Annotated in this window: 12 protein-coding genes; 8 read left to right on the top strand and 4 right to left on the bottom strand. The window is 57.0% G+C overall.

Translation table 11 applies throughout. The features are described from left to right. The first annotated feature begins 33 nt into the window (after positions 1 to 33). Genes ACN0TS_RS15910 through ACN0TS_RS15900 form a run of 3 tightly spaced genes read left to right on the top strand, consistent with a single transcriptional unit; the run spans position 34 to position 2,960 of the window. Entirely contained in the window at positions 34 to 975 is a 942-nt protein-coding gene (locus ACN0TS_RS15910; protein ID WP_417260351.1) for an ABC transporter permease, read from the top strand. Between the two features lies 1 nt (position 976). Next, on the top strand, positions 977 to 1,837 hold the full coding sequence (locus tag ACN0TS_RS15905) for an ABC transporter permease (RefSeq protein ID WP_417260350.1): 861 nt from the start codon (positions 977 to 979) through the stop codon (positions 1,835 to 1,837). 13 nt (positions 1,838 to 1,850) lie between these two features. Continuing rightward, the gene (locus ACN0TS_RS15900; protein ID WP_417260349.1) at positions 1,851 to 2,960 is read left to right on the top strand and encodes a nucleoside hydrolase; all 1,110 of its coding nucleotides are present in this window, start codon (positions 1,851 to 1,853) and stop codon (positions 2,958 to 2,960) included. 247 nt (positions 2,961 to 3,207) lie between these two features. Here ACN0TS_RS15900 and ACN0TS_RS15895 read toward each other — a convergent pair whose 3' ends face one another. Next, positions 3,208 to 3,744: a hypothetical protein gene (locus ACN0TS_RS15895; protein WP_417260348.1), complete on the bottom strand. Its 537-nt coding sequence runs from the start codon at positions 3,742 to 3,744 to the stop codon at positions 3,208 to 3,210. Between the two features lie 199 nt (positions 3,745 to 3,943). Between ACN0TS_RS15895 and ACN0TS_RS15890 the strand changes: the two genes are divergently transcribed. After that, positions 3,944 to 4,351 (top strand): hypothetical protein, encoded by a 408-nt coding sequence (locus tag ACN0TS_RS15890; protein WP_417260347.1) that lies wholly within the window; start codon positions 3,944 to 3,946, stop codon positions 4,349 to 4,351. A gap of 25 nt (positions 4,352 to 4,376) precedes the next feature. On the opposite strand, the gene pbpC is transcribed toward ACN0TS_RS15890, so the two are convergent. The 3 genes from pbpC to ACN0TS_RS15875 all read right to left on the bottom strand — a co-directional run bounded on the left by pbpC (position 4,377) and on the right by ACN0TS_RS15875 (position 12,890). After that, on the bottom strand, positions 4,377 to 6,440 hold the full coding sequence (pbpC, locus tag ACN0TS_RS15885; protein WP_417260346.1) for a penicillin-binding protein 1C: 2,064 nt from the start codon (positions 6,438 to 6,440) through the stop codon (positions 4,377 to 4,379). Next, entirely contained in the window at positions 6,437 to 11,914 is a 5,478-nt protein-coding gene (locus tag ACN0TS_RS15880) for an alpha-2-macroglobulin family protein (protein WP_417260345.1), read from the bottom strand. Before ACN0TS_RS15880 ends, pbpC begins: the two co-directional genes overlap by 4 nt. 370 nt (positions 11,915 to 12,284) lie before the next feature. Then, positions 12,285 to 12,890 (bottom strand): TetR/AcrR family transcriptional regulator, encoded by a 606-nt coding sequence (locus ACN0TS_RS15875; protein WP_417260344.1) that lies wholly within the window; start codon positions 12,888 to 12,890, stop codon positions 12,285 to 12,287. Between the two features lie 205 nt (positions 12,891 to 13,095). Here ACN0TS_RS15875 and ACN0TS_RS15870 point away from each other — a divergent pair, with 205 nt between their 5' ends. The 4 genes from ACN0TS_RS15870 to ACN0TS_RS15855 are packed head-to-tail and all read left to right on the top strand — an operon-like array spanning position 13,096 to position 17,280. After that, entirely contained in the window at positions 13,096 to 13,956 is an 861-nt protein-coding gene (locus ACN0TS_RS15870; RefSeq protein WP_417260343.1) for an FAD binding domain-containing protein, read from the top strand. Further along, positions 13,953 to 14,441, top strand: coding sequence for a (2Fe-2S)-binding protein (locus ACN0TS_RS15865; RefSeq protein WP_417260342.1), 489 nt, complete (start codon positions 13,953 to 13,955; stop codon positions 14,439 to 14,441). Before ACN0TS_RS15870 ends, ACN0TS_RS15865 begins: the two co-directional genes overlap by 4 nt. Beyond that, complete coding sequence (locus ACN0TS_RS15860; protein ID WP_417260341.1) at positions 14,438 to 16,792, top strand: xanthine dehydrogenase family protein molybdopterin-binding subunit; 2,355 nt, start codon at positions 14,438 to 14,440, stop codon at positions 16,790 to 16,792. Before ACN0TS_RS15865 ends, ACN0TS_RS15860 begins: the two co-directional genes overlap by 4 nt. Positions 16,793 to 16,818: 26 nt before the next feature. Continuing rightward, positions 16,819 to 17,280 carry a CoxG family protein gene (locus tag ACN0TS_RS15855; RefSeq protein ID WP_417260340.1) on the top strand — a complete coding sequence of 154 codons (462 nt, stop codon included), beginning with the start codon at positions 16,819 to 16,821 and terminating at the stop codon, positions 17,278 to 17,280. Positions 17,281 to 17,434: the final 154 nt, after the last annotated feature.

Genomic DNA, 17,434 nt, shown 5'->3' with positions numbered 1-17,434 from the left:
CGGCGGACGCCATCCCCATACATGGAGATCAGGATGTCAAATCCTTTAGCGACAGTCCCAGAACCTGTGCGTGCGCCCAAACGCACCCTCGCCGAACGGCAGCGCAGGGCGCGGTATTGGCAAATTCTGCAACTCGTCCCGATGATGGCTGTGTTGCTGGTATTGTTTGGCGGTGCGCTTTTCCTTGCCGTCCTGCAATCTCTCGGCTTTGCGCCTTGGTTCGGTGTTAACACTTTCCCCGACTTCTCGTTCTTTGGAGCTCTGTGGGGATCATCGACGTTCTGGGTGTCACTGTGGCTGACGCTCTACTACGCGACAGTGTCTACGATCCTAGCTTTGATCTTCGGGACACTTCTGGCGTTGGCGCTAGTTAAAACCTTCCCAAGCAAAACGCTCTATAAATATCTCTACAAACTGCCGCTCATGATCCCCTATACCGTAGGGATCGCCCTTGCCATGATCATGCTCGGCAATGGCGGCATGCTCTCTCGCTTGGCGGCATTCTTCGGACTGATAGACGACCCGTCGCAGTTCATCCAAATCCTCAAGACGCACTACGGGTGGGGCATCATTGCTGTCTACGTCTGGAAGCAGACACCGTTCATCACTCTGGCGGTTTATGCCGTGTTGCTTGGTGTAGGGCGCGAAACCGAAGAAGCAGCCGCGATCCTTGGCGCACGCAAGTACCGCATCTTTTTCAGCGTTACCCTGCCGCAAATCCTGCCAGGGATCGTGTCGTCGACGCTCATCTGCTTTGCCTTCAACGTCGGCGCTTTCGAAGCTCCGTTCATTCTGGGGGGAGGGTTCCCCGATACCCTACCAGTGGTGGCGTGGCGCTACTTCAACGACGCAGACTACACATTGCAATTGCAAGGCATGGCAACTGTTGTGTCCATCGGAATGGTCGCGGGTGTGATCTTGTTCTCATACCTCGCAGTATACCGACGCTATGAGCGTCGTATGGGGCGGAACTGATATGAAAAAAACACATGATACTTCACTGAACGAACGTCTTTCGCCGTTTCAGAAGTTCTACCTGATCATCGTGGTCGGCTTCATCCTTGGGCCGTTCATTCCCTTGATCATTCAGAGTTTCGCCTTCCGTTGGGCGTGGCCTGATCTCCTGCCAAGTACGTGGTGGCTTGAACAGCGCGAGAAATCCATGTTCCCGCTCGCATGGGACTATGTTCTCTCGCCTTACAGCAACCTGTGGGAGGCGACGGTTAACACTGTAGTCATCGGACTTGTGGTGACATTCATCTGTCTCGCGATCTCCCTGCCTGCCGCAAAGGTTCTGGCGCGTGACCAGTTCCGTGGAAAAAACGCGTTTGAGTTTTTCCTGTCACTGCCACTGATTGTGCCTGAAGCTGCGATTGGTATCGCTCTGTTGATGATCTTCATTCATCTCGGATTGGCGGGTACCTACGTGGGGATCGTGATTGCCCATTTGATCCCGACCATTCCCTACATGGTGCGAATGCTCACATCTGTCTATCAGGGCCTCGGCCGTGATTTCGAGGAACAGGCGATGATCTTGGGTGCAAGCCCGTTGCAGATCCTGCGCCTTGTGACCCTTCCCATGCTGTTGCCTGGTGTTGTGGCGGGGGCGTTGTTCACCTTCCTTGTGTCAACCAACATCTTCTTGCTGACCTTCTTCCTTGGACAAGGGAAGGTCATCACCTTGCCGACGCTTTTGTTCTCGAAAATCTCAAGCGGAACGCTCGATGCCTCCGCCGCTGGCCTCGCTTTGATTGTGACCGTACCCGGGATCATTCTGCTCATCATCTCCGAGCGCTTCATCAAAGAAGAAGCTTTCGGCAAAGGCTTTGGAAACTAAAAGGACGTTTCACATGATCAACCCAACAATCCTAAGTCGCTTTCCTAAGATCGACCCCAAAACCTTTGAGGCGCGACTTGGTCGGCCCGGCCCATCCCCGCGTGTGATCATTGATACCGACACCGCCAACGAAATTGATGACCAATATGCGCTCGCATGGTCGTTGCTCTCTCCCGAGCGGATGGATTTGGAAGGTGTCACCGCCGTGCCGTTTTCCTTTGCCCACCACCGAGAAGGCTTGCTCGAGTCCTATGACCTGATCAAACAGGCAGAAGGCAAGGGCGATGCCGAGCGGTTCATGGGTGGCTTCGGCGGTTGGGCCAAGCGTCTGATCGAACAGGGCCGCACCGTTGATGACGTCACCTTTGTCGGACCCGCCGAAGGGGTGGAACTCTCTTATCAAGAGATCCTGCGCGTCTTCGAAAAATGCGGCGTATCGAGTGAGGGGAAGGTCTTTAAAGGATCGCCCGCTTATCTCGAAAGTTTTGATCAGCCCATCGACACACCCGCCGCACGGTTCATCATCGAGAGGGCTCGCGCGGAAGATGACCGCCCGCTGTATGTTCTTGCTATGGGTGCCCTGACGAACATCGCGTCCGCCTTGCTTATGGCGCCCGATATCATCGAGAAAATCGTCGTAGTCTGGACCGCATCCTTCCCGTCCTACGCACCGTTCTGCAATGAACCGTCATTGAACCTCGTGCAGGACAAACTCGCCTCGCAGCTTTTGTTCGAAAGCGGCGTCCCGCATGTCTATCTGCCCGGCTATCACGTCGGTGCGCAGCTGAAAATTTCGCTGCCCGAGATGGAGCGGTTTGTGAGCGGGAAAGGTGCGATTGGCGACTATCTCCACCATTTGTATACGCATAACCCGCTGCACGACATGTTCGCGATTACCGATGCGGAAACAAAGACATGGGTGATCTGGGACATCATCAACGTCGCATGGCTGTTTGATCCTGATTATGTCTCGACCAAGATCATGCCGTCGCCTGTTCTCAATGACGAGTTGTATTGGGAGCATCCAGAGGGCGCGCATATGATGCTTGAGGCCTTCGATCTGGATCGGGATGCGATTTTCGAGGACTTCTACAACACGCTGAAACGCGCACCAAAAGCGTAACCCAATCCTTCCTCCCGGGTGTTAGAGGCCTGTAAGTGCAACTTGCGCTTATGGGCCTCTATACGTTTGATGTGGATGCCCCGCCCTTGTTAAATTGCGGAATATAAAGGAGCTTCTAAGCCCTGAGCGGCCGCCATTTTTCTTACCGCTGTATTGATCGCGTCAGTCTTAGGTTTCACTCTTCGGTGGCTACGATGAACTGCAATGATCAATCGCGAGAAAGGGGCCTTGCCCCGTGTTTCGTTTCTCACTCCACGGGCAGAGTGGCGTTGAAACGGCCAAGAATCTTTCTCGGTTCTTCGTAGAAAAACTGCTCTCCGTAATCCGTCATTTCAGCTTTGTAGACGGTGCCGTTGAAGGTTCCTGTGATATCAAGCCAGCCCTCGGAAATTGTCACTTTGAATGCCTTGATTTCGATAGATCCCGAGTCCTCATCCGACTTCCAATAGGGCGCGGAAGGACCTTCTGGCAGAACGGACACGACGGGGGTAATCGCGCGGATTTTTCCGCCTTCTTTCTCCAGCATAGCCTCCAACGTCAGGGCGTTTTGCTCGGGGTTCAGATTCTCCGCTGGCATAGCCGTGATGGTCAAGTAGCCAAAGCTGGAAGTCCCTTGCGCGAATTCTGCGATGTCTGACAGGTCTGCGTTTTCGTTATCAATGATGAGCCAGGTTTTCATATCCTCACCTTCGAGACGGGTTGTGACCATCCCGAGCGCGAGGTCGGCGTGGGCTATGAGAGGCATCCACAAAAGCGTAATTGAGAACATGATTGATTTCAGCATTTAAGATTCCTCTCCTTATGCACAGCGGCGGTTCATGTTGCCTATTCACCCGATCCAATCGGGTGAAAAATAAACTGAATATATGATGTCTGGCCGTGCTTACGGTCCAATTTCTCAACTTATTTAGACAGGCTTTCGCTCGAAGGCCAAGAGGTTATAGTCTTTTGTGAACACTGGTAATCCATTGGGAGCAGTCCGAATGAAAACACTGAATGCAGTTCGCCTTTGCGCTGTGATTGCGGCCCTGTCTGTTGGGGGGCAGGTTCAGGCATCCGAACACGGGAAATCCTATCTCGCGCGGCTTGGTGAGGTTCAAACCATTTCCGGAAACGGGGATGAAAACCTGTATCTGTTGATCAGGGAGGCATCGGTCGAGTTGGAGAGCAACTGGTCACCTGAATTGGCCAAAGAGCTTGCCCGCGTTTTTGATGCGCTTTTGGACGTTAATCAAAACCATTTTTTGACCGAGTTGCTCATGCCGATGTCGGAGATCCGTGCCGATCAGTTTGACCCTATCCTCGACAGCACACTCTCCCCCGAAAACAGGGCACTCTATGAGGAGTTGGTCCAAATGGTTGAGGACGAAGAGCGCGAGGGGAACGGTTAGACCTGCCCACCGTCTTTGAGCGGGTTCACGGCGTGGGGGTGACGCCGATCCGCACACGGTCTGATCGGCCCGTTGAGTCGACCACCGAGATGGTCGCAAATCCAGTCGCAAGCGGTGGCAATGTGACCTCGCGCCTGCGTGCGCCAATGATCACGGGGTGCCCGTCCAGTAACACAGTGAATGGCGGCGCGCCGTCACGTAGTCGCAAAGTGAGCGGTGCGCTGTCGAGGAGAAGCGTGGCTCCATCTGGCGGGAAGGTCAGTTTTGGTGCATCCGCGTGGGGTGCAAAGGTTGCGCCACGCGGGCGGAACCGTTTTAGCGGCGCGGGTAGTGCGGCGTTTTCGACCAAGAGAACATCGGATGGGGGCGGGGGCAGCGGCGTGCTTTGCGGGGCGATCCGTTGGAACACGTCGAACAACAACGGGGCGGCGACATCAGCACCAAAGGCGCCCGGAATGGGGGTGCCATCAGGGCGCCCAAGCCAGACGCCGACCGTATAGCGCCCGTCAAACCCCAAGGCCCATGTGTCGCGGTGGCCATAGGACGTCCCCGTTTTATAGGCGATTTTGCCCAAGGGTTGTCCCGCAGGTGGCATCAATCCCGCGAGGATATGCCCGATTTGCCATGCGCTTGCAGCACGCACCACTTCGCGGCCTTCACGGGGTGTGTCCTCGGCCAGATAATGAAGCGGTATCGGTGTGCCGCCCCGCGCCAAGGTCATGTAAACCTGTGTCAGTCCTTCGAGGGTCATCCCCAAACCGCCAAGCGCCACCGCCAGTCCGGGGGCTTCGCTATTGGGCAGCGCGGTTTGCGCCCCGCTTTGGCGCAGGGCGGCGATCAGGCGGGCGGGACCAAGGGCTTCGGTCAGTGCCACGGCGGGGATGTTGAGCGAAAGTTGCAGGGCTTCGGAGACGCGCAGCTCTCCACGATACTGGCCATCGAAATTTTGCGGGGCATAGCTGCCAAAGGCGGTCGGGCGGTCGTCGATCAGGGTTTCGGGATGGGCCAACCCGTCATCGAAAGCCAAGGCATAGATCAGCGGTTTGAGCGTCGATCCGGGTGAGCGCAGCGCGCGTGTCATATCGACAAATCCACCGGGCCGATCCCATCCTCCTGAGCCGACCGTGGCCAGCACTGCGCCTGCCTGATGGTCGGCCACCATAATCGCCACGGAGCTTTGCGGATCGCGGCCAGCAAGTGCTTGCTGCGCCAGAGGTTCCAATGCGGCTTGCAGGGGAGCGTTGATCGTTGTGCGCAGGACTGGCGTATCGGGGGCGTCATGGTGGAGGCGCGCGGTTAGATGAGGGGCGAGCGCGGGGAAGGCGTGGCGATTGCGGGGCAGGGGTTCGCGTAGCGCTGCATCGGCATCGTCTTGCGTGATAATTCCTGCACGGACAAATCGCGTGAGGGCGGCGGCGCGTGCGGCTTTTGCGGCCTCAGGGTGACGGTCAGGGCGGCGGCTTTCGGGCGATTGTGGTAGCACGACCAGAAGCGCGGCCTGCGCAGGGGTCAGTCGGTCTGGTTCCTTGTCAAACCATATGCGTGCGGCGGCCCGCACTCCCTCGATATTGCCGCCGTAAGGGGCAAGCGTCAGATAGAGTGAGAGAATATCGGCCTTGCTCAACTGCGCCTCAAGCGCCAAGGCCACACGGATTTGCCGCAGCTTTCCGCGCCATGATCCCGTCCCGCTGTCCTCCAGAAGCCGTGCGACCTGCATGGTCAGGGTCGAGCCGCCCGAGATGATTTCACCGTGTTGCACCGCCTGAGCGGTGGCTCGCAGCATGGCCAATGGATCAACGCCGTGGTGGGAATAGAACCGCTTGTCTTCATAGGCGATGAGCATCTCGATCAGGTGCGGATCGACCCGTTCGGGATCTGCCGCCAATCGCCAACGCCCGTCCTCAACGGTGAAGGCTCGCAGCAGACGGCCATCGGCATCCAGCACCTCGGCGGAGGTCGCGGGGGTGAGTGAGGGCAGTTGAGTTTCCGCCACCCACGCCCGCCCGAAACCGACCAATCCCACGAGGCCCGCCACCAGTAAAACTGCGGCGGTTAAAATGCCAATACGCGCCGCGCGGGACCGCCTCATGGCGTGACGATAAAGCGACCCGAAGCGGTATTCGCGTTATACTGAGGGCGGTACATATCCGTGACCGAGGCCGCGGGATGATGGTAGTCGCCTGGCGTAATCGCGCGCACCACATAGGCCAATCGGATTGGTTGCCCGTCCTGTCGGCTAACCTGTGCAAGGAAGCGGTCGCCGCGGAACTCGGCATGTTCCGCATAGGAGGTTTTGAGCCACGGCATCATGGACATATCACCCGAAGAGATCAGATGCGGATTGTCGATTTCCAACCCCGCTGGCAGCGGATCGTCGATCATCAATCGCCCGCTGAGGTCGTCCGATGGGGTCACGTCGAGCACGACAACAAGCCGCGTGCCCTGCTCCACAGGCCCCTCTATGGCAGTGCCCTCTGGCGTGAAATAGCGCCGAGTGATAGTGTAGCCGTAGCCATCCGCCTCCACCGATCCGATTGGAACACCAAAGGTGGTCAGTGTGATGTCGGTGTCCTCCGCGCTCGTGTTGCGAACCTCAAGCGGTGACAGGCCAGTCCCGTCCACGACACGTTGCACAAATCCGCCCGACATTGATGCGCCATTGACGGTCAGCCCGTCCGTGCGCGGATCGTCGATCAGGCTATGCGCGGCGAGAAGTCCCCATGCCATTTCCTGTGTCGAGCGGGGTCCATCATGGCGCGCAATCATCCGCGTCAGGGCCTCACGGTCCACCGCGTTGCTTCCTGCATCTGTCGCAAGGCTCAGGATCGCGGCGGCATCGCGAAGGGTGCTGCCGTAATCATCGCGCCAAACCCCGCGTTCGCTGTCGTTGGCGAGGCGCATAATGTTGCGACTGGCGAGGGTAAAGAGACGGTCCGCTCTTGGCTGATCCCCATAAAAGGCCAGTGCCGCGCCGAGTTGGGCTTGTGCCAGTGGCGTTGCGAAATCCTCTGCCTTTTCATCGGCATAATAGCGCAGATCACCGATCCGTGCCGCGCCTTCACGCGCCAGAACCATCAAGCCATAGGCCAAGGCCACGCCGCCACCATTTCGATCCACCTCGAAATCCGAGGCGTAGGAAATCTCATTGCGCAGATTGTCCATTGCCGTGCGGAAAGCATTGTCAGGCACATCGACGCCTTGCAGTTTTGCGCGTGACAGGAAGTCACTCACATAGGAATCAAGCCAGAAATCACCACCTTCAGGCTGCCACAGGCCAAAAGCGCCGCTGCTGTTTTGTCGTGTCAGAATGCGTTGCACCGCTTGTTCGAGACGGTCATCAACATCCTGCGTTTGGGTCATCCCGATCGCATCGGCGACCTCGTCGAAATACAACAGAGGCATCGCGCGACTGGTGAGTTGCTCGGTGCAGGCATAGGGGTAGCTGTCAAGGTCGCGCATCAATGCCGGAACATTGAGTTGCGCCAATGGTCCCGCACTGATCAGTGCCGATCCCGTGCCTTCGCGCAGGCCCGTGAACACGTCGCGGGTGAGCGAGAAAGTATCCCCTGCAGCCAATTCAAAGCGGCGGGTTTGCGAGACCTGCGGATCATTGACCCGCACGGGCACATGCAGCGTTTTGGTCAGCACCTTGCCCGCGGGCGTGGTGAGTGTGACCGTCATCTCGTAATCACCAGAGAGGCGTGCCAACACAGGTATCCGCAGCGCGGTTTTGCCTTTCTCGGTGAGCGAGATTGTCGTGGGGATATCTGTGCCCAGATCAAGGCCCGTGGCCTCAATTGTCAGAGGCATGTCCCCCGCAGGCCCTTCGGTGTGAACAAACTCCAGTAGCATTTGCGTGGTGTCGTCGGGCGCAAGGAAACGTGGCAGGCTTGCCGTCACCACGACAGGATCACGCACGATCACATCGCGTTCAGCCTCGCCCACGGCTTCGTCGCTCCACGCCACGGCCATCAGCCGCACCGTGCCGTTGAAGGACGGAATGTCAAAGGAGATTTGCGCCGTGCCATCCGCGCCTATTTCCACGGGGCCGCTGAAATAGGCAACCAGTTCTTCTGTTGGGGGTGGGGCTTGGCGCTGCAACCCGCCTGTGGCGTCGCCGCCCGAACGGATTTGTCCCATTGCGCCGTTCATGCCGTCGATCAACCGCCCGTACACATCGCGGATTTCCACGCCGAGGCGGCGCTGGCCAAAGTAATGTTGTGTGGGGGAGGGGGAGTCAAACCCTGTCAGGTTCAGCACTCCGAGGTCCACAGCGGCCACGGTTACATAGGCGGAGCCCGTTGCACCCTCCACATTCACCGTCACGGGCAGTGGCCCGCGTGGGTCGATGACCTCATCGGCGTCCAGAGATACGGTAAGCGCGCGCTTGCCAGGTTCAATCTTGGCATAGACCAAGCCGAGTGCGCGGGCGGGACCGACCTTTGCCCCTGCATCCATTGGGCGGATGGCCTGCACCGTGACATAGGCGCCGGTTCCCCAGTCTTCGGTCACGTCTACGGGAATAAGGTTCTCGCCCTTTTTCACGGCCACCGATTGTGTCGCAATCAGGTGGTTGGACATCACCGCAATGAGCGCTGTGCCGTCATAACGTGAGACCAGTCGCAGTTTGGCCGTATCGCCCACGTCGTAGGTTTTGGCGTCGAGGGACATGTCCAATGTGTCTGGGCTATCGGCTCCCACGGGGACATGCCACCCCGCCGAAAACGCGTAGGATGTGGCAACATATTCGCCATCGGTGCGTTCGACGACCATCTCGTATTCGCCCCAGTCGACCTGCGCTTCTAGTGCGACAGGGTCTGTGCCTGTGGTGAGGTCTCCAGTGGCAATCGGTGTGCGTGTTGTGGTGACATCCCAATCCCAATGACCATCGGCCTGATACCACTGGTAGTGGCGTTCCAGACGGTTCAGGGTCCAGTGAATGTCCATCGGTGCGGGTGTTGCGTCCTGTGCAAGACCGACCACTTTGAACCGCGCTGTATCGCCTTCTCCGACAAGGCCGTCAAATTCGGGACGCAAGCCGATGACGGGTGTGTCAAGGGCGAGCATACGGGTCATCTTTCGCTCAACAGGACGGCCCGAGCCTTCGGTAACACGTGCGACAACTGTGGCTTCGACCAGATGGCCGTTGGCTGTAAGGTCAGGCAATTCCAGCGGGACTGTCGCCTGTCCCTGAGCATCGGTCGTCACCCCGTTGCCAAAGCCGTGCATCACCGAGCTAAGCGGTTCATCATAGCGGCCGAAATGATACTTGGGCCATGCCTCAAGTCCTTTTGCCTGCGACAGGCGCACGGTGCCCTCGACCGCAAGTTCACTCGCAGGTGCGCCGAAGAGATAGTGCGCATCGACGGTCAACGGCGGAGTGTCGCCCGCGCGGATGGGGCCATCTGGGAGCGAGAGCGAGAAATCAATGCGTTCGGGCAAGAAATCCTCGACCAAGAGTGACGCGGAGGTGAGTGCGGGGGCTTCCAGATCAGAACGTAGTTCCAAACGCCATGTGCCACGGGCGACACTGGTGCCAAGCGGCAGGTCAAAGACATGCCCGCCCGCAACGTCCCCCGATGAGAGAACGCGTGAATATTCGACGCCATCAGGGCGTGTCAGGATCGCGGTCAGCGGCAGGCCGGAGAGCGCCGTCGCGTTTGTATCGCGCAAAAGAACTGTTGCATGGATGGTCTCGCCCGGACGGTAGGCGTCGCGGTCGGTTGCAAGGAAGGCATCAATCGGCGGGGCAGGGGGCATCCCTTCGACCCCACGATCCGACAGGTCAAAAGCCGGATCGGTCAGCGAGAGAAATACCATGTCCTCAGGTGCGTCCTTGGGTCCCGTCTGCGCCAGAAGCATTGCGGGTGCGGCGCTATCCGTGCCGTGTGTGAGACCCGCCTCGAAGAGGGCATGTCCTTCAGCATCTGTTTCGGTTGTGGCCAGAATATCGTTCGCCCGCGATAAGAGTTCGACCGTCACGCCGGATTTTGGTTTCGCGTCATTCAGGCCGCGCACATAGACGTGTAGGCCGTCTGTGCCTGAGAAACTGGTCAGGCCAAGATCGGAGACGACGAACCATTGCAGCGCGCTTTGAGAATAATCGCGATCATCATCAGGCACAGAGGCCGCAAGCGCGTAGATACCAGGGGCGAGATCTTTCATTGGCCCGTCAAGCGGCAGCCGCGTGACCATCGTTTTGTTCAGGGTGTTTTGGACATCTGCTTCGCCCTGCCAGATCACGTTGGCGAAATTATTGCGGAAGTCTTTCTCCCTGTAATCGGAGAGCGTCCGCCCGAAATGTTCCTCGCGGATTGCGGAAATCAGCGTGCGATCACTGATCTGGTATAGGCTCAGGTCGAGATGGTCGAGATTGACGGTCTCGACGGGCAAGCCCGCCTCTGGCACCCGCGGTAGAACATAGGCACGACCCGGAAACTGGACAGAGGGTGAGCGGTCACGGACATAGACTTCAAGCGGGACATCACGGGCGAGTTTCTCGCCATTTTCGTCTGGCAGGCCCTTGCGAAAGGTAAAGGCATAGCGAGCGCCATGCGCCACGCCCTCAATGCAAAGCGAACGTCCCTCGGCGGTGACGGCAAACCCTGCGTTGGTCGCTGTGTCGGGTAAGCTGACATAGTTGCTATAATCGACGCCCGCAGAGGCCAGAGACTCGCTAAATTCGACACAAACCCGTGGCAGGGCAATGTTGCTGTCAACGTCACTGTCGATGATACGGAATCCGTAGAGACGTTCGGCGCGGGCAAGTTGTTCGGCGGTGCTGCTACTTGGGGCAAGGCGTTGTGCCAAGCGCAGAGTGGGAATTTGCTCGCGGCCCCGATCATTCATTTCCAGTGCTTGACTGAGAATCACAAGTGCGGCGGCACGGCCCTGATCTGTGCTTTGGCGGAGATAGGCGTTGATGGCACTTGGCAGGATCGCATTGCGCGCCGTGCGGCGACTGTCCGCAGGGTGTTTGTTCTGGACCATGAGGTGATAGGCCTGTTGCGACAATCTCGCATAGTCGATCCACATGTCGGGCTCATCGGATAGTGCGAGCGCGACGCCGAGCCAGTTGAATGCCGCGATTTTGTCGTCATAGAACAGTTTGGTCGCATAGGCTTCGCGCGCGTCGTCGAGCTTCCAGCTTCCTGCGTAGGTTTGAGCGCCGAGCATTTGTGTTTGGCGACGGGCCGCATCGAAATCTCCCGCACGCAACCAGTCCAATTCCCCCGCACGCAGTTTCGCAAGTTCGTGGCGGGCCTGCGGCACGCGGCGCAACTCGCCCGAAATCGCTCCGTCATAGACGGTTTGTTCCCCGACTGCCGATTTTAGAAAACAGGAAGCGCTGCGGCTATTGAACGTGAAGGCATTGCACTGCGCATCATTCAGACAAGCCCGTTGGCAGGTATCCAAAGTGGTGTCGAAAATCGATTTTAAGTCAGCCCCGTAGAAATCCACATTGCGGGTATTGAGTAATTGTTGCTCGGGCAGTGGCGACTGCGCAAATCCGGCGGATGTGAAAGTGAGCAGAACAACGAGGGCGGCGAAAATACGGCGCATAGAGACTCTCCTGAAAACTGTCGATTTACGTTCTCATGTGGGCGACCTCCATGTCAACGCAGCGCTCGCGTCATAGGTCCGAACAACGCCGTGCATTCAGGTCTAGCACCTGACTATTGAAGAGGTCATGTAAAATATAGAGATGCATCAACCGCCTCATTTTCGAGATGGAAACCGAATGCCAACGGTTGCTGTTTCACCGTGATGATGATCGTTTAACAATGATGGCGGGTGCCATTTGATTATTAAACGATCAGTTTATGCGGCTTTAGCACCTTATCATCTGGCAGATGCTTGATCCGCCAGATTGGGCGACCCTCTACCCTTTGTTGAAAAGCTCTACCTATATTGCTGTTATAATCCAGCTCATTCAGGTCTGAGCTGACTGTTCTTTTAGTCCTGTAAAAAAGTTGCTCACCGTTCTGGAGACGACCTGTTTGACGTCGATCTCTAAGGGCTCTCCGTACACGTATTTACGAATAGCGATGTAGAAGACGGCGCCGTGTAGACCCCAGAACACTTCGAGTTCTTCTTCGGTCAAAGGGCTGAGATCGTCAGCTCTGCCGCAATCGTGACGGAATTCCATCGCAGCAGGGCGAATGATTTTGGTGCGAATGATTCCGAGATATCGCTCTGTCAGACCATAGGATTTGAGCCCTGAAGAGACAAAGATTCTTACCCAATCATATTCAAAAACACGGTCGGCATAAGCGATATAGAACTGTGTCAGCCGTTCTTGCAGGCTCAGGCTGCGATCCAATACCAGAGAGTCCCAGTTTGGGTCCCAACGCTTCAGATAGACGTGTTCGTAAACCCGTTCGATCAACGCCTCTTTGCTTTCAAAATGCTTGTAGATCACGGCATGGGACACACCCATCCGTTTTGCCAACTCGCGGGTTTTCCCCTCGAATCCGCATTCGGCAAAAAATCGCACTGCTTCGGTCACGATGAGTTTTTCACGCTCCGCGCTACGCATGTTTTTACGCCGTGGGGCGGTTTGGGTTTTGGTGCTGTCTGCCAATGTCATCCGTCTCTTGCTTGGTGTTCGACAATGTTAGCCTGAATTGCAGAAATTACCAAGTGGTCACTTTTTTCTTGACGGGCGATATGTCGCAGGCCTATCAAAAGTGACCACTTGGTTACAAAATCTTGTTGGTAGGAGGATAAAGGGGAGGGCGAAGGTGAAGTCACCAGCTTTTGAATACGTTCGAGTCGATAGCATTGCGGACGCACTTGCGGCCCATGCGGGCGTTGGCGGTGACGCAGTGTACCTTTCTGGCGGGCATAGCATTGTGCCGTCACTGGCCCTGCGCTTGCAAGGTCCAGCCCTGTTGATTGACCTGTCCGAAATAGCAGAGCTGTCGGGCGTAACTGTTGATGGTGAATGGCTGCGGATCGGCGCGATGACACGGCATGTTCAGGCCATTACCGACCCCCTTATTCAGAAATACGCGCCGCTGTTTTCAGCCGCAGCACCCTTTGTTGCGCACCCTGCTATTCGCAATCGGGGCACTTTGGGTGGCAGCGTCGCCCATGCCGATCCCGCCTCTGAATTTCCAGCAGTTGCACTAGCGCTCAAAGCCGAATTTGAAATCGTATCTGAAGCCGGAATCCGTCGTGTTCCCGCAGATGATTTCTTTATCGATATCTATGAAACAGCCATCGAGCCTGGTGAGATACTACGGGCTATTTTTGTCCCACTCCCAGTTGCAGGGCAGGTTATCGGATTTGATGAAATCGCGCGTCGGCGTGGTGATTACGCGATGGTCGGCACCGCGGTGCAGGGTGTCGTGACAGATGGCATTGCAACGGACATGAGCATCACATTGTTCTCCGTGGGCGACCGGCCAACACGCGCCGTTTCTGCCCAAGCGGCCCTGAACGGGCGCACCATTGATGCGGCGACAATCGCCGAGGCCCAAGCGGCGTTGACCAACGATCTCTCACCGACCGACGATCCGGAATTTCCTGCGCACATGCGTGTGCATTTAGCCCGCGTGTTGTTGGGGCGCGTTTTGTCAAATTTGAGGACAGTTGCATGAAGACCGAGATCACACTGACGGTAAACGGCGAAGATGTGCGTGAGGCGGTTGAGCCGCGTACAAGTCTCGCAGATTTTTTGCGAGACGGATTGCAGCTTACGGGAACCCATTTGGGTTGTGAAATGGGATCATGTGGCGCGTGCCTCGTCATGTTGGACGGCACACCTGTTCATGCCTGTCTGGTCTTGGCGGTTCAGGCTGCGGGTCAACGCGTGGACACGATTGAGGGGCTCAACGACAGTGGAGATGTTTCCGATCTTCAGAAAAACTTCTTTGAACGCAACGCCCTGCAATGCGGGTTTTGTACCAATGGGATGATGATGTCGGCCCAAGCGCTTCTGGCGCAAAATACGTCACCAACACGCGAAGAAATTCGGGACGCCCTGTCGGGGAATTACTGTCGCTGCACTGGATATGAAGCGATTGTGGATGCCATCGCGGCCACAGCAAAACAGCGCAAGGCGCTCACGGGGGCGGATCAATGACAGCTCCGGCCCCTCATATCGGCAAATCCTACCGCCGCGAGAACGCGTTGCGCCATCTCGCAGGGCAGGGGAGGTTCGTCACCGACTTGAGCCTTCCACGCATGTTGCATGTGGCGTTCGTGCGCAGCCCAATGGCGCGGGGCAAGATCATCGAGTTGGACATCTCAGCGGCAGAGGCCGCGCCCGGTGTTGTCCGTGTCTTCACCGCAGAAACGCTCAACGATAAATGCGAGCCTTGGATCGGGACATTGGATCACTTTGCCAACATGCAAAGTACGCCGCAAAATATTCTGGCCGAACACGAAGTCCTATGGGTCGGTCATCCCGTCGCAATGATCGTGGCCCACAGTCGTGCTGAGGCCGAAGACGCTTGCGAATTTGTCATGCTCGATATCGAGGACGAAGAAGCGGTTGTCGATGGCGATGCCGCATTGGTCGAGGGTGCGCCTTTGGCCGCGGAAGGCAGCGCGAGCAACCTTTGCTTTCGCACGGTCCTCAAAACAGACAATGTCGAAGATGCCTTTGCGGGGGCGGCTCATATTGTTGAGGGCAACTTCACCTTTGGACGTCACACAGCGGTGACACTGGAGCCTCGTGCAATCGTTGCGGATTTTGATCGCTCGACAGGGCAACTCAATGTGCATCAGGGCACGCAGACGCCGTACCAGTTCCAAGATGTCTACGCGCGTCATTTCGGTTTGCCCGAGGGAAAAGTGCGGGTCATCGCACCCGATGTCGGCGGGTCATTCGGGATGAAGCTCCACGTCTACAATGAGGAAATGGCGACTGTCGCGGCCAGTATTACATTAGGACGCCCCGTGCGGTTCGTCGCGGACAGACTTGAAAGTTTTGTCTCTGATATTCACGCGCGTGATCACCGTGTGTCGGCGCGTATGGCGCTTGATGCGGATGGAAACATCCTTGCGATGGATGTTGACGACATGACCCAGATCGGGGCCTTCTCGACCTATCCGCGCACCAGTGCTGCCGAGGGTAACCAAGTCATTCGTCTGATGGGCGCACCTTACAAGATGCCCGACTATCGTGGGCGGTTGTCGGTGGTGTTTCAAAACAAGGTGCAAACAAGCCAGTACCGTGCGGTCGGCCACCCGATTGCCTGTGCCGTTACCGAAGCGCTGATTGAATACGCCGCTGAAAAACTGGACATTGATCCCTTTGAGATGCGGCAGCGGAATCTGTTGGCGGATGATGCCTATCCGCATACCTCGGCCACAGGATATCAGTTTGAGAAACTGTCACATCAGGCGAGTTTGGAAAAACTGCGCGAGGCGATGGATTATGATGCGTTGCGCGCTGAACAGGCGGAGCTTCGTGAAAAGGGCATTTATCGTGGCATCGGTATTGCGCCTTTCGTTGAGATCACGAACCCTGGTGCAACGTTCTACGGGGTCGGAGGTGCGCGTATTTCGGCCCAAGACGGCGCTGTTGTGCGGCTTACGCCCTCAGGCGATGTGCATTGCGCGATTTCCGTGACCGAGCAGGGTCAAGGTACCGAGACTATTATCGCGCAGGTGGTTGCCGATCAGTTGGGCGTCACGCCCGATAAGGTGAAAGTCGTCACTGGCGATACGGACACCACACCAAGTGGCGGTGCAACATGGGCGTGTCGTGGCGCGGGCATTGGCGGGGAAACCGCGCTGCGTGCAGGCCGCAAACTACAGGCTCAGATCCTGACCTTGGCAGGAGAAATCTTGCAGACGGACCCCGCGCTTTTAAAACTGGCGAACAATGCGGTGGTTGATGCGGCCTCAGGTGCAGAGCGGATCACCTTGGCTGAGATCGGGCGTATTGCGACTTATCGCCCGGACACGCTTCCCAAAGGGTGCGACAACTCCCTGACCGTGGCGCAGCATTTTGCGCCATCGGGCTATCCGTTTGATTTCACCAACGGCATCCAAGCCAGCTATGTCGAGGTCGATATTGAAACTGGAATGACCCGCATATTGAAACATTGGGTGGTTGAAGATTGTGGCCGCATCATCAACCCGCTTTTGGTCGACGAACAAATCCGCGGTGGCGTCGTCCAAGGGCTTGGCCCCGCATTCTTTGAGGAATGCCTCTATGATGAAACCGGCCAAATGACCAACGCCACCTTGGCGGAATATCTGGTCCCGATGGCAGGTGAGATGCCCGATATCGAAATCGCGCACGTCGAGACACCAACGAAAGACACAATTCTGGGCGCCAAGGGCGTTGGTGAGGCGGGAACCGCCGCAGCGGGTGCCGCCGCGATGAATGCCGTCAACGACGCATTACGCCCGATGGGGGCCAGAATTTCTCAAACGCCGATGACACCAATTCGAATTTTGAAGGCTCTAGGCCATGTGTGATTGCGCTCAACAAAAGGATCGTTTCGATGGAACTTGAAGGAAGCCAAAAACTTGCCGCAACACCCGATGAGGTTTGGCAGGCATTGTTTGACCGCGACATTCTGGAACAGGCAATCCCGGGATGCGAGAGCCTTGTCCAGAATAGTGACACCAGCTTCTCCGCAGTGGTTAAGTTGAAAATCGGACCTGTTTCGGCGCGCTTTAAGGGTGACGTCGAGTTGAGCGATATTGTGCCGGGGTCATCATGTACGCTGTCGGGCAAAGGGTCTGGCGGGATTGCGGGATTTGCCAAAGGAAATGCGCGTGTGACGCTGACGCCAGAGGGTGACGTTACTACACTTGATTACAAAGCTGATGTGGCGGTTGGAGGAAAACTTGCCGCATTGGGAAATCGTCTCATCAAATCCACAGCACAAAAGTTGACCGCTGAATTCTTCAGCAATTTGACAACCGCTCTCACTGGCGAGACGGAGGACGCGGCCGTTTGAGCGTCAGACCTAAACAATACTGACCGCGCAGGACGCGGGATTTCTAAGGGAGGATACCATGAAATCATCAAGAAGAGCCTTTTTGGCGATGTCATCAGCGGCACTTGCGACGCCGTTCCTGAACACACGACTGATCGCGGCAGAAACGATCAAT

It is taken from the genome of Celeribacter sp. (assembly GCF_048266405.1).
Lineage (GTDB): Bacteria > Pseudomonadota > Alphaproteobacteria > Rhodobacterales > Rhodobacteraceae > Celeribacter.
Note: the sequence above shows the minus strand (reverse complement) of the source record. Positions and strands in the feature narration are given on the sequence as shown.

Excerpts from the sequence above, each read along its gene's own strand:
- ACN0TS_RS15880 (WP_417260345.1), bottom strand. The coding sequence starts at position 11,914 with ATGCGCCGTATTTTCGCCGCCCTCGTTGTTCTGCTCACTTTCACATCC.
- ACN0TS_RS15865 (WP_417260342.1), top strand. The coding sequence starts at position 13,953 with ATGAAGACCGAGATCACACTGACGGTAAACGGCGAAGATGTGCGTGAG.
- ACN0TS_RS15855 (WP_417260340.1), top strand. The coding sequence starts at position 16,819 with ATGGAACTTGAAGGAAGCCAAAAACTTGCCGCAACACCCGATGAGGTT.
- pbpC (WP_417260346.1), bottom strand. The coding sequence starts at position 6,440 with ATGAGGCGGTCCCGCGCGGCGCGTATTGGCATTTTAACCGCCGCAGTT.
- ACN0TS_RS15875 (WP_417260344.1), bottom strand. The coding sequence starts at position 12,890 with ATGCGTAGCGCGGAGCGTGAAAAACTCATCGTGACCGAAGCAGTGCGA.
- ACN0TS_RS15895 (WP_417260348.1), bottom strand. The coding sequence starts at position 3,744 with ATGCTGAAATCAATCATGTTCTCAATTACGCTTTTGTGGATGCCTCTC.
- ACN0TS_RS15900 (WP_417260349.1), top strand. The coding sequence starts at position 1,851 with ATGATCAACCCAACAATCCTAAGTCGCTTTCCTAAGATCGACCCCAAA.
- ACN0TS_RS15860 (WP_417260341.1), top strand. The coding sequence starts at position 14,438 with ATGACAGCTCCGGCCCCTCATATCGGCAAATCCTACCGCCGCGAGAAC.
- ACN0TS_RS15910 (WP_417260351.1), top strand. The coding sequence starts at position 34 with ATGTCAAATCCTTTAGCGACAGTCCCAGAACCTGTGCGTGCGCCCAAA.
- ACN0TS_RS15890 (WP_417260347.1), top strand. The coding sequence starts at position 3,944 with ATGAAAACACTGAATGCAGTTCGCCTTTGCGCTGTGATTGCGGCCCTG.
- ACN0TS_RS15905 (WP_417260350.1), top strand. The coding sequence starts at position 977 with ATGAAAAAAACACATGATACTTCACTGAACGAACGTCTTTCGCCGTTT.